Consider the following 12,211-nt stretch of genomic DNA (forward strand, 5'->3'; position numbering starts at 1 on the left):
ATGCTACGTCTCATTGCCGCGTCTCTATGTTTACTGCTTCCGCTTTCCACCCAAGCCGATGAAGCCGTTGTTCTGGGCCTGAGCCAAAACCGCGTTGCTATTACGGCGAATTTTGATGGGTCTGAAATCCTGGTATTTGGTGCAGTGAAACGCGAAGAAGCGATCCCTGAAGGTGATCCGCTTGAGGTTGTGGTTGCAGTGTCTGGCCCCTCCACACCGATCACTGTGCGTCGCAAAGAAAAACGGTTCGGGATCTGGGTCAACACAGAAAGCGTGACCATTGATGGTGCGCCAAGTTTCTATGCTGTTGCAACCAGTGCCCCACTTCGGGATGTGCTGGCGGCTGACGAAGACATCGTCAATCGTGTGTCGATCGAAAACGCGATTGATTCCATTGGCGCGCGATTTGAAAAGGCCGATGCCCCGAAATTTGCCGAAGCAATCGCACGCATCCGCACCGACAATGGCCTCTACTCTGTACAAGAGGGTGACGTAGAAGTAGCAGAACAAACGCTGTTCCGCACCTCCATCGCAATGCCAGCAAACCTGACCGAGGGTGACTATGCCACGCGCGTTTTCTTAACCCGCGCAGGTAAGGTGATTTCGCAGTATGAGACAACGATCGATGTGCGAAAGGTTGGTTTGGAGCGCTGGTTGTTCAACCTGTCGCGGCAACAGCCGTTGATCTATGGGTTGTTGTCACTCGCGATTGCGATCATCGCGGGCTGGGCCGCCTCAGCCTTCTTCAGGTTTGTTCGGCACGGCGCATAAAGCGCCCTGCCCAACCCTAGCTAGCCACGCCCAATATATGGCATTTTAGTCGCCATAACGGTCATAAACTGAACATTCGCTTCGGCAGGCAATTCCGCCATATGCAAGACCAAGCGCGCGGCATCCTGAGGGTCCATGGTTGGTGCAAGTTTAGTATTAGGATCCTGTTCAAGCGCGCGCGCCTGTAAGTTATCCACCATCTCTGTACGGGCATTGCCGATGTCGATCTGCCCGCATGCAATGTCATGCGGACGCCCGTCTAGTGAAAGGCTTTTGGTAAGCCCTGTGATGGCGTGTTTTGTGGTGGTGTAGCAGATCGATTCCGGCCGCGGCGAATAGGCTGCCAAGGATCCGTTGTTTATAATTCGCCCACCTTTAGGCGCCTGTTCTCGCATTTGGCGAAAAGCCAATTGTGCAGCAATGAACATACCGCGCACGTTCACATTTAAGACGGTGTCAAAGTCATCAAGGTCAATCTCATCGATGCTACCTGATGGTCCAAAACTACCTGCATTGTTAAACAAAGCATCCAACCGGCCGGTGAGATCAAGGAACTTATCAAACGCGGCAGACATGCCGCTCTGATCGGTGACATCCACAGGTAAAGGAATGGCAGCGGGGTGTTTCGCCGCAATGTCCGCCAGACGATCCCCACGACGAGCGATTAAGCCCACTTTCCAACCCTGTTCCAAGAAGGCTTCGGCGGTGGCGCGACCAATGCCAGAACTCGCGCCTGTGACGATGATGCTTTTCATGATTGTTCCTCCAAAGTCAGTGGGGCCGGAGCCACGGTCAAATCACTCGTAATCAACGGTCCCGTTGGTTTCGCCAATCGGTTGCGAACAACCCAATAAAGGCGCTCCTGTGCCCGCGTAATCGCTACATACGCCAAACGTTTCCACAAAGGTTGACCAGCCTCAACCCGTCCCATGCGTGCTGCCACAAACAGATCAGGCGCAAAGACCTGAACGTTCTCCCATTGAGAGCCCTGCGCCTTGTGAATGGTCACAGCCGCCCCATGGAGAAACGCCGCGCCCATACGGGCCGCGTAAGGGATAAATGGTTCTTCTTCATTGGGTTTTTCGATTTTCACAATCGAGGCGGCAGAGACTTGTGGGTCTTCAGCACCCATCACGTGCAGACGCGAAAAACCGGGTTTGCGTCCAGGTCCAAGGTAAATAACCTGCGCACCTTTGATCAGGCCACGCGCCTCAAGATCAAGCCGCTTTTTTCGATGTTTTGCAGGCAGCTCAATGCCGTCACAAATCAATGGTTCCCCTTCCAAAAGGTCATCTTCTGGTGCTCCATGAACTTGACGAAACGCATTGATTAACCTGATCCGGGTATTGTTGCGCCAAACAAGGACAGGCGAACGCGCCATCAGATCCACTTCGACCCGTTGGGACCAGATCACACGATCATCCGTGCGTGCCTTATCTTCGATCATGCGCTCAAAATCTTGAAAGCTTAATTCAGGGTCCGCCAAAGCATGGGCCAGATCAAGAATAGGGTTGTCTGCGGTCTGGCGGTGAATGCGACTGAGTTCGAATTTGGCTTTTTCAGGCAACTTATCAAAAACCATCGACCCAGATTGATTGACCGGTGCCAACTGCGCTGGGTCGCCAAAAACCAGCAAGGTCGAAAAGATCTCTTGCAAGTCGTCAAACTGGCGATCATCCAGCATGGAGCCTTCGTCAATAAAACCGATGTCCAATGGATCGTCGCGACGTTTCCAGCCGGTGATAAAATCAGATCCGCGCAAACCAGCGGCCGCTAAAGCGCCGGGAATTGATTTGTGTAGCTGATAGAAAGCATGCGCGCGCTCAAGCGCTTCGTCCGTGAGCCCCTCGATCTCGGGGCGTTCACCATTTTCAGTCAACCATTCTGCGATCTTCTCGTATTCAGGGTCATAGACCGGGCTATAGAGAATGCGGTGGATCGTCGTCGCCGGCACACCACGCATGCGCAAAACGCTTGCGGCTTTGTTTGTTGGCGCAAGGATCGCAAGGGTGCGGCGATCTAAGGCTTTTTTGCCTTCGTAATCACCGGAAACAATGGAAACACCCGCATTTTCAAGCGCTTTCACCAGCTCTGCCAACAAAAGCGTTTTACCAGAACCCGCTTTACCCATTACCGCAGCCACATCCGATTGGCTGTCTTTGGGAGGTAACAACAGGCCATCATCCAGATCGACCCCTGCTTTCTTCAGCATGGCGGAAATCTGGTCAAAGGCCTCAGCCTGATCGTGGGAAAGGGTCACTGCCGTGGAAAGCGCGGGCGTCGTCATGAGCGGACCCTACAGGGGCCTAATGCAAAGCACCAGCGCTGGTTCTGCAAATCCTAATGTAGATTTTGGCGCCCGCGCGCCGCGCGTGTCGCCTCTGTTTCGTTTGCCTCCTTTAAAGCGATATCAGCAGCGGCTATCAGCTTAAGGTCCGCAAGTTCTGCGGCCAAATCCTGCATATCATTTGCTAAAGCAAAGGCTTCAAGATCAGCGAGCACATCGAGCATCCAGTCATATTTCATGGTCTCCATCCAGCCTTCCCAATCGGCGCGCAGCCCATGATCTGGATGCACAAAGGAGAACGGACCCCGCACGCCGATCCCCTGTGCCGAGCCCCTTTGTCATGTGAATAACAGCGAAACAGTTTCTCAAACGTAAACCGCCAGCGGGCCGAAGCACGCTGGCGGTTGATATTCATAACACTCGTTGTGGAATTAACGCGCGTCGAGCACTTCCTGCAACGTGCGCAGACCGGTTTTCGGTGCTTGCACCAAGATCGACATATTCCCTGGCTTGTGCTCGTTGCGGTACATCTTCATGTGCGCTTCAGGGGTTTCATCCCATGTGAATGTCTCAGACAAGAACGGCTCGATGCGACGCTCGATCATCATCTGGTTAGCCGCTGCTGCTTGCTTAAGGTGCGCGAAGTGCGAACCTTGCAGACGCTTCTGGTGCATCCAAGTGTAACGTACGTCGAATGTCAGGTTGAAGCCGGTGGTACCGGCACAAATCACAACCATGCCACCTTTTTTACAAACAAGGTTAGACACTGGGAATGTGCTCTCACCTGGGTGTTCAAAAACGATGTCTACGTTGTTGCCCTTACCTGTGATGTCCCAGATTGCTTTGCCGAAACGGCGCGCTTCTTTGAACCAAGTGTTGTACTCAGGTGTGTTCACGGTTGGCAGCTGACCCCAGCAGGTGAAGTCCTTGCGGTTGATCACGCCTTTCGCGCCCAACGACATAACGAAGTCACGTTTACTTTCGTCAGAAATAACACCAATCGCGTTTGCACCCGCTGCTTTGATAAGCTGGATCGCATAGGTTCCCAGACCGCCAGATGCGCCCCAAACCAGAACGTTCATGCCCGGCTTCAGCTCATGTGGAGGATGGCCAAACAGCATACGGTATGCAGTCGCCAGAGTCAGGGTGTAGCAAGCGCTTTCTTCCCAAGTCTGGTGTGTTGGACGGCGCAGCAGCTGCTGTGCTTGTACATTGGTGAACTGAGCGAAAGACCCATCAGGTGTCTCGTAGCCCCAGATACGCTGGCTTGGAGAATACATTGGGTCGCCACCGTTGCATTCTTCGTCGTCGCCATCGTCCTGGTTACAGTGGATCACAACTTCGTCGCCCACTTTCCAGTTTTTAACCTTGTCGCCAACAGCCCAAACGATGCCTGAGGCATCAGAACCGGCGATGTGGTAATCCGCGCCGTGACCATCAAATGGCGAGATCGGCTTGCCGAGACCCGCCCAAACACCATTGTAGTTCACACCCGCGGACATCACGAGAACCAGAACTTCATTACTGTCCAAAGTTGGAACATCAACAACTTCTACCTTGAAGGATTCATCAGGCGTGCCGTGACGCTCGCGACGGATGGCCCATGCATACATTTGCTTAGGGACATAACCCATCGGAGGCATTTCCCCCAATTCGTACAGATCTTTTTCCGGTGCGTCGTACTGAAGTACGCTGTTTTCAGAATCCAGAGCCATTTTCGCCTCCTGGCTAAAGGTTTCGCCGCGATGCAGAATCGCGTTTCTGAGGTAGAGATAGATTCTTGCGCGAAACATTGCAACACTTTCAGTGCGACTTGGGTAATTTTATAACCCAGCAACTGCAGAAACGTGACGTCACTCAGTGAAGACGGTCACACTTCAAAAAATAAATAAGCAAAAACAGTGCTTTAACTCAAAATCGACGTATCAATATGCTCAAAGAGCCCTGCATTCGCACCCTGTTCTCACGGAAATACTCGCCAATATCGTGGAAAATCCGCCCAAATTCTGCGTTTTTGCCGCGCTGCGGCGAATTGACAAGTGCCAAAAATTCCGCGTAATTACACAGCAACGAAATATTATTGCCGAGCCACCGAAAGAGGACCGCCAATGTCGCAAGTGCAGAAAGACCGCCCCTGGCTGATCCGGACCTACGCGGGTCACTCCACCGCCAAGGCCTCGAACGCGCTTTATCGCGCGAACCTTAAGAAGGGTCAGACTGGCCTTTCTGTGGCTTTCGACCTACCAACCCAAACCGGATATGACAGCGATCATGTATTGGCGCGGGGTGAAGTCGGTAAAGTTGGGGTGCCTGTCTGTCACCTCGGCGATATGCGCACGCTTTTTGATGACATCCCACTTGAGCAGATGAACACTTCGATGACCATCAATGCCACAGCGCCTTGGTTGCTATCGCTTTATATTGCTGTTGCTGAAGAACAAGGTGCGGATGTCACCAAGCTGCAGGGCACGGTTCAAAACGACCTGATCAAAGAATACCTGAGCCGCGGCACATATGTCTGCCCGCCAAAGCCAAGCCTGAAGATGATCGGGGATGTGGCTGAATACTGCTACACCAATGTCCCTAAATGGAACCCGATGAATGTCTGTTCTTACCACCTGCAAGAAGCAGGTGCTACGCCAGAACAAGAGCTGTCTTTTGCCTTGGCAACTGCGATTGCGGTTCTGGATGAGCTGAAACCGCGCGTGCCTGCTGAAGACTTCCCTGCGCTTTGCGGTCGTATCTCCTTCTTTGTGAATGCGGGTATTCGTTTCGTCACCGAGATGTGCAAAATGCGCGCTTTTGTGGAACTGTGGGATGAAATCCTGCAGGAACGCTACGGAGTTGAGAACCCGAAGTTCCGCCGCTTCCGTTACGGTGTGCAGGTAAACTCCCTTGGCTTGACCGAGCAACAACCCGAAAACAATGTCTATCGCATCCTGATCGAGATGCTGGCCGTAACCCTATCCAAAAACGCGCGCGCGCGCGCTGTGCAATTGCCCGCTTGGAACGAAGCGCTTGGCTTGCCACGTCCTTGGGATCAGCAATGGTCCATGCGCATGCAGCAGATCATGGCGTATGAGACTGACCTGCTGGAATACGACGACCTCTTTGATGGCAACCCTGCGGTGGATCGCAAAGTTGCAGAGCTCAAAGAAGGCGCACGTCATGAACTGGCGAACTTGGAGTCCATGAACGGTGCGATCGGCGCGATCGACTATATGAAAGGCCGCCTGGTTGAATCCAACGCAGACCGCCTGAACCGCATCGAAGCCGGTGAAGTGGTCGTGGTGGGCGTGAACAAATGGCAGCAAGGCGAGGTTTCCCCGCTGATGACCGGCGATGGCGGCATCATGGTTGTTGATCCTGCTGTTGAGCAGGAACAGGTCTCTCGTCTGAACGAATGGCGCGCGTCTCGCGATTCCGCGGCTGTTGAGGCAGCTCTAGCGGAGCTGCGCGAAGCAGCCGCCACCGGTGCGAATGTCATGCCTGCTTCGATCAAAGCGGCAAGGGCGGGTGTGACCACAGGTGAATGGGCTGCACAGATGCGCCAGGTTCATGGTGAATACCGTGGCCCAACCGGTGTCTCCGGCAGCCAGTCCAACAAAACCGAAGGTCTCGAAGATCTGCGCAATGCGGTGGATATGGTCAGCGACAAACTTGGCCGCCGCTTGAAGTTTGTGATCGGCAAGCCTGGTCTGGATGGTCACTCTAATGGGGCCGAGCAAATCGCTTTCCGCGCCCGCGACTGCGGCATGGACATCACCTATGAAGGCATCCGACTGACGCCAGAGGAAATCGTGAGCCGCACCCAAGAGGAAGAGGCCCATGTGGTTGGTCTTTCAATTTTGTCTGGCTCACACATCCCGCTGGTCGAAGAGCTGGTGCAACGCATGCAAGACGCAGGTCTGTCTGAGACACCAGTGATTGTCGGCGGTATCATCCCGGACGAAGACGCAGAGCGTTTGTTGGCGATGGGTGTTGCCCGTGTTTACACGCCAAAAGACTTTGAGTTGAACACAATCATGCATGACATCATTGTGCTGGCGGACCCGACTCCGGTCGCCGCAGAATAAGTGAATTTGCCAAAAACCATCCTCCCTGCCAGAATTGGGCTGGGAGGATGAACCATGTCACTATCAGTAGAAGCCCGCGTCACTGGCCGCGTTCAGGGCGTTGCATTCCGGAACTGGACCAAATCACGCGCGGATGCCCTGGGCCTAAAAGGCTGGGTCCGTAACGATGTTTCTGGCGCTGTGATTGCTCACCTTGAGGGCGATAAGACAACCGTGCATCAAATGGTCAAAGAACTATGGAATGGTCCCGGTGCAGCCTCGGTACGGGATGTGCAATCACACCGCATACCGTCTGTCGCGCCCCATATGAATTTTGAAATTCGTTAGTCGTCGTACCAGGTCACTAGCTCGTCGTAGCTATAGCTATCCCGAATATCCGCATCGGCTTCGGGCTCGTATCCTTCGGCCTGCATAAGGCACCCTGCCCCACAGACCTGAGAAATCACCATATCCTCTGTGTCGATATACCAAAGACGCCCGCCTGGTGTCGCCACATAGCCATCAATCCCCTCGGATTCATCGCTTTCAATATCCTCAACACTAGGCACCTCATAACCATCATGCCCCTCATAGCCACCGTGGGTATGATACGAAGCAACGATGACATCGATGTTGCGTGGATCACGCGGTGTACAGCTGGATTTGCGACCCCGGCGCGCTTTGGAAGCCACGAGTTCACCGTCCAAATCATAGCCGATGTAGCCGCAATACTCGCGATTACGCTGCAAAGAGCTTGGTTGGATTTCCTGAAACACCTTCTTGATCAAGGCAATTTCGTCCCTTGGTCCTGCAAACACAGGGGCGGATGCCAAAACCAGACCACTGCAAATCAGATTGCGGAGAAGATGACGCATGACTATTTTCCTAACCAACAATAGCTTGAGATAAACACAGGGGTGACACCATGACAATTCATATTGGCGCAAAGCCCGGCGACATCGCCGAAACCGTCCTATTGCCAGGCGACCCCTACCGCGCGAAATGGGCAGCAGAGACCTTTTTGGACGACGTGAAGTGCGTCAATGAAGTCCGTGGCATGCTCGGTTTCACCGGAACCTGGAAGGGCAATCCAGTCACGATCCACGGGTCAGGAATGGGCATGCCAAGCCTTTCGATCTATGTAAACGAGTTGATCAAAGACTTTGGGGCAAAAACCCTGATCCGGATCGGCTCCTGTGGAGGTATGCAAAAGAAAGTCAGCGTGCGGGATGTGATCATTGCGATGACAGCCACATCCATCTCCACGCCCTCCCGCGGCATCTTCAAAGAAATCAACTTCGCGCCTTGCGCAGACTATGACCTCTTGCGGGCTGCTGCAGATGCGGCGGTAGCCAAAGGCACACCTACACATGTGGGCGGCATTTATTCTGCGGATGTGTTTTATGACGAACGCCCAGACCTCAATGAGAAGATGACGCGGCACGGTATCCTTGGCGTCGAAATGGAAGCCGCTGAACTTTATAATCTCGCCGCCCGCTACGACTGCCGCGCTTTGGCGGTATTGACCGTGTCAGACCATCTGATCACTGGCGAGGCTCTGCCAAGTGATCAGCGTGAAAAGTCCTTTGGCGATATGGTCGAAATCGCTCTAGAGGCGGCCTTTGCTTAAGGCATCATTGCCAGCTTTAAGGCATATAAAATAGAATCGGCGCGGTCCTGCATTGCGCCCGCATCCCCCCCTGCACGTGAACGCACAGCCAATCCGTTCATCGAAGCCGTTAAAACCCGAGCCAAAAGCTCAACGTCAGTGTCGGCCGTGATCTCGCCCTGTTTTTGGGCTGAGGCTAGACGGTGGGCAATTTGCATCTCCATGTCCTGAAACAGTGCATCGAACATTCGGGCCAACTTGGGTTTATACGCTGCCCCCATGGCACCTACGCTAAAGGCATAACAGCCACGCCCGATGCCTGTCTGGTAGGTCGCTATCAGATGGTCCAACGATGCGGCCATGACTTCCAGAATTGGCCCGTCTTGCTGAAGCCTTTGTAGCACTTCAGAGGAGAATTGTTTTGCAAACCGCCTTTGGGTTGCCAAAAACATCGCTTCTTTGTCGCCAAAGGCCGCATAAAGGCTCGGTCTATTCATACCGGCGGCACGCGCCAATTCATCCAAGGATGCGGCATCAAACCCTTTTTCCCAAAAGACAGCTGTTAGGCGATCTAAGGCTTGTTCGGGATCGTATTTTTTAGGTCGGCCGCGGGGTTTCTTCTCATTCATAATGTACCGCTTCGCATATAATCATTGCCTGTGCAATTAATGTGCGAAATAGTACAAAAAGAATCGAGGACATAATGACCAATCCTGCAATGGGCTCTTTAGAATGGGGCCTAGCCACAAAAGGTGCGCTAAACACCCGTGAAAAAATGGCAATGGTTCGCAATCTGGCCTTCGTGCAAAGCCGTGAAGCAATCGACGGATTACGCGCCAAACTCGGCTGGCTGCGCCCAAATGATGTTTCGCTAGATGCATTGATGCCAAAACAAACTGGATTGACCAAGGATGCTTTGGATCATGCGATGGAAACCCATGAAACACCCCTGCTATTTCACAGCTGGCGCACCTATTTTATGGGCCGCTTGATCGCTGAAAATGACGGCATCACCCATGATGCAGAAATGTTGTTTGCAGCATCGATCCTGCATGACATTGCATTAACAGACAGCCACCAGCAGAGCACAGATCAATGCTGCTTTGCCATCAGCGGTGGCGAACGGGTTCGCAACTTCATTCAGACATGCGGTCATTCCCATCGGATCGCAGACCAAATTGGTGAAGCCATCGCCCTGCATCTGAACATGCATGTGAAGCGCAAATTGCACGGCGCGGAAGCGTATTTACTATCGCGTGGTGCCGTCTGCGATCTTTTTGGAGCGGGCCATCGACGTATATCCAAACGAACGATGAGCGATTTACATGAACGCTACCCGCGCCATGGTGCCATTGAAGCTCTAGGGTTTGAAACTCTTGACCATTACGAAAACTCTCGCCCCGGTTTCATGACAAGTTTAACAGGAAAGAAACGGCCAAAAACGTCGATGTATGACATCTTTGAGCTCTAGGATTTGTCACAAAACAGCGGTGGCTTTTCATCTTTGGTGTAAGCCGTCGCTCCACAGGACATGCATTGGAAATGGGTCAGATCGCCTTGATTGCGAGACCGATCCATGCGCCAACGGCAACGCCGGGTTCTGCGATTGCTCAGCAAAGCGATCAATACAAAGGCGACAACCAAACCGACCAGCAAATGCATCCGTGACCTCTCAAACAAAAAGGGACGGAAACCGCCCCTTTTCACTATTCATAAAATACTCAGAACCAACGTTAGACCGCGCGGTCCACCATCATCTTCTTGATATTCGCAATAGCCTCTGCAGGGTTCAAACCTTTAGGGCAGGTTTTTGCGCAGTTCATGATCGTGTGGCAGCGATATAGCTTGAACGGGTCTTCCAACTCGTCCAAACGCTCGCCAGTCGCTTCATCACGGCTGTCAATGATCCAGCGGTAGGCGTGCAGCAGCGCTGCTGGCCCAAGGTACCGATCGCCATTCCACCAGTAAGATGGGCAAGAGGTGGAGCATGAAGCACACATCACGCACTCATAGAGACCATCAAGTTTCTTTCGATCCTCAATGGATTGCTTCCACTCTTTCGCAGGGCGGTTTGTCTTGGTTTCCAGCCACGGCATGATCGAAGCATGCTGTGCATAGAAATGCGTCAGGTCTGGGATCAAGTCTTTTACAACCGGCATGTGCGGCAGTGGGTAGACTTTGACAGCGCCTTTGACTTCGTCAATGCCGTAGATACAGGCCAGCGTGTTGATGCCACCAATGTTCATCGCGCAGGAACCGCAAATACCTTCGCGGCATGAACGACGGAACGTCAGCGTCGGATCAATCTCGTTTTTAATCTTGATCAGCGCGTCCAAAATCATTGGGCCGCAATTGTCCATATCGACAAAATACGTGTCCACAGATGGATTTTTACCATCATCTGGGTTCCAGCGGTAAATCTGGAATTTACGCAGATTTTTCGCACCATCTGGCTTGGGCCAAGTTTTCCCCGTTGTAATACGGGAGTTCTTTGGGAGCACAAATTCGACCATCTCGTCGTCTCCTTAGTTGCCTGGCGCGCAAGCCGCGCGCGGGGTGATTAGGGCACCGGCAGTGCCGGCAAATTTTGATGTGTTCAATCGGATCATGACTCCCCCGCTTGAACGATATAGGGGAATTGAGCCTGCTCGACATAGTTGGCCAGCAGGTCTGCATCTTTCGGCATCAGCTGACGCAGAAGCGCCAGCAATGCCTCGTCTTGGCTCGCCGCCAGTAGAATGATCTGGAATGATCCGTCATTGGCCATTTCAAGCCAACGCTGATCCGCATTCAACTCTTCAGCGCGCACAGCATCTTTTTGGAAGGAGGACCCACCGCCATAGCGCTGAACCTTCCCCAAAGAATTGTCTTTTAGTGGCAGGCCAAGGGCCTGTAGCACCCTTTCGCGATAAAGCGGACGCGCAATCCAGCGATCATAGTTCACCGGAACAGCCCCTATTGCCTTGGCGTTGGCGACAAGCTCCAGCATCTCGCGATACTTATCCAAAGACGACATCATAATGCGCAAGCACACCAGTGTGTCATAAGCTTCGTTGGATTGAAGTTTCCGCAATAACGACGCCGCCCAGTTCATGAAGTTGCGATACAGCAAAACCTCATGAGTGACGTTTTCGGTATCTAGGTCACGCGTGATGCCGCCAAATCCTTCTTCTGGATCTGGCGAGAAATCTTCGTAAGACACCACAACCAACGCACCATCTCCAGCCACACTTGTCAGAGGTGTGATTGGCGAACCTTCTTCAACGTTCACCCATTTGTTGTTCACTTCGAGTGAACGCCAAGTGCGGCGTGCAGGACGACCTACAACGCAATTGTTAAAGAACACCGAGCCATCGGCAGCGTTGCGCAGAAGCCAATTGATGATCGCGTGATTACCAGAGCGGCGCATCCCATAGGTACGCAGAGTCACCCCCGGCTGAAAGCCGAGAGCATCTACGAGGGTTTTTTGCGCCGCTTCGCTCATCTTGC

Annotated in this window: 14 protein-coding genes; 6 read left to right on the top strand and 8 right to left on the bottom strand. The window is 53.1% G+C overall.

Annotation, left to right across the window (positions count from 1 at the left end):
* On the top strand, nucleotides 1–771 hold the full coding sequence (locus JXQ85_RS10495; RefSeq protein ID WP_421748848.1) for a TIGR02186 family protein: 771 nt from the start codon (nucleotides 1–3) through the stop codon (nucleotides 769–771).
* Nucleotides 772–791: 20 nt separating this feature from the next.
* Here the strand turns inward: JXQ85_RS10495 and JXQ85_RS10500 are convergent, their stop codons facing one another.
* The 4 genes from JXQ85_RS10500 to ccrA form a co-directional block, all read right to left on the bottom strand.
* Nucleotides 792–1,526, bottom strand: a complete 735-nt coding sequence (locus tag JXQ85_RS10500; protein WP_421748849.1) for an SDR family oxidoreductase — start codon at nucleotides 1,524–1,526, stop codon at nucleotides 792–794.
* A complete protein-coding gene (locus JXQ85_RS10505) occupies nucleotides 1,523–3,058 on the bottom strand; it encodes an ATP-dependent DNA helicase (protein ID WP_421748850.1) in 1,536 nt (511 codons plus the stop codon). The genes JXQ85_RS10500 and JXQ85_RS10505 overlap by 4 nt, the downstream gene beginning before the upstream one ends.
* Before the next feature lie 53 nt (nucleotides 3,059–3,111).
* Nucleotides 3,112–3,369 (bottom strand): hypothetical protein, encoded by a 258-nt coding sequence (locus JXQ85_RS10510; RefSeq protein ID WP_421748851.1) that lies wholly within the window; start codon nucleotides 3,367–3,369, stop codon nucleotides 3,112–3,114.
* A 120-nt stretch (nucleotides 3,370–3,489) separates the two neighbouring features.
* On the bottom strand, nucleotides 3,490–4,773 hold the full coding sequence (gene ccrA, locus JXQ85_RS10515; protein WP_421748852.1) for a crotonyl-CoA carboxylase/reductase: 1,284 nt from the start codon (nucleotides 4,771–4,773) through the stop codon (nucleotides 3,490–3,492).
* Nucleotides 4,774–5,166: 393 nt separating this feature from the next.
* Here ccrA and JXQ85_RS10520 point away from each other — a divergent pair, with 393 nt between their 5' ends.
* Both JXQ85_RS10520 and JXQ85_RS10525 read left to right on the top strand, forming a co-directional pair.
* On the top strand, nucleotides 5,167–7,134 hold the full coding sequence (locus JXQ85_RS10520) for a methylmalonyl-CoA mutase family protein (protein ID WP_421748853.1): 1,968 nt from the start codon (nucleotides 5,167–5,169) through the stop codon (nucleotides 7,132–7,134).
* 54 nt (nucleotides 7,135–7,188) lie between these two features.
* The gene (locus JXQ85_RS10525) at nucleotides 7,189–7,461 is read left to right on the top strand and encodes an acylphosphatase (RefSeq protein ID WP_421748854.1); all 273 of its coding nucleotides are present in this window, start codon (nucleotides 7,189–7,191) and stop codon (nucleotides 7,459–7,461) included.
* On the opposite strand, the gene JXQ85_RS10530 is transcribed toward JXQ85_RS10525, so the two are convergent.
* Nucleotides 7,458–7,988, bottom strand: coding sequence for a DUF4329 domain-containing protein (locus JXQ85_RS10530; RefSeq protein ID WP_421748855.1), 531 nt, complete (start codon nucleotides 7,986–7,988; stop codon nucleotides 7,458–7,460). The two genes, JXQ85_RS10525 and JXQ85_RS10530, sit on opposite strands and share 4 nt — an antisense overlap.
* Before the next feature lie 50 nt (nucleotides 7,989–8,038).
* On the opposite strand from JXQ85_RS10530, the gene deoD reads away from it, so the two are divergent.
* Nucleotides 8,039–8,743, top strand: coding sequence for a purine-nucleoside phosphorylase (gene deoD / locus JXQ85_RS10535; protein ID WP_421748856.1), 705 nt, complete (start codon nucleotides 8,039–8,041; stop codon nucleotides 8,741–8,743).
* On the opposite strand, the gene JXQ85_RS10540 is transcribed toward deoD, so the two are convergent.
* Nucleotides 8,740–9,351 carry a TetR/AcrR family transcriptional regulator gene (locus JXQ85_RS10540; protein ID WP_421748857.1) on the bottom strand — a complete coding sequence of 204 codons (612 nt, stop codon included), beginning with the start codon at nucleotides 9,349–9,351 and terminating at the stop codon, nucleotides 8,740–8,742. The genes deoD and JXQ85_RS10540 overlap by 4 nt on opposite strands.
* Nucleotides 9,352–9,425: 74 nt before the next feature.
* Here JXQ85_RS10540 and JXQ85_RS10545 point away from each other — a divergent pair, with 74 nt between their 5' ends.
* On the top strand, nucleotides 9,426–10,193 hold the full coding sequence (locus JXQ85_RS10545; protein WP_421748858.1) for an HD domain-containing protein: 768 nt from the start codon (nucleotides 9,426–9,428) through the stop codon (nucleotides 10,191–10,193).
* A 71-nt stretch (nucleotides 10,194–10,264) separates the two neighbouring features.
* The gene (locus JXQ85_RS10550; RefSeq protein ID WP_421748859.1) at nucleotides 10,265–10,390 is read left to right on the top strand and encodes a hypothetical protein; all 126 of its coding nucleotides are present in this window, start codon (nucleotides 10,265–10,267) and stop codon (nucleotides 10,388–10,390) included.
* Nucleotides 10,391–10,455: 65 nt separating this feature from the next.
* Here JXQ85_RS10550 and JXQ85_RS10555 read toward each other — a convergent pair whose 3' ends face one another.
* Entirely contained in the window at nucleotides 10,456–11,235 is a 780-nt protein-coding gene (locus JXQ85_RS10555; protein WP_421748860.1) for a succinate dehydrogenase iron-sulfur subunit, read from the bottom strand.
* A gap of 92 nt (nucleotides 11,236–11,327) precedes the next feature.
* Nucleotides 11,328–12,206, bottom strand: a complete 879-nt coding sequence (locus tag JXQ85_RS10560; RefSeq protein WP_421748861.1) for a hypothetical protein — start codon at nucleotides 12,204–12,206, stop codon at nucleotides 11,328–11,330.
* Nucleotides 12,207–12,211 lie beyond the last annotated feature (5 nt).

Source organism: Cognatishimia sp., assembly GCF_049116455.1.
In the GTDB taxonomy this organism is placed as follows: Bacteria; Pseudomonadota; Alphaproteobacteria; order Rhodobacterales; family Rhodobacteraceae; genus Cognatishimia.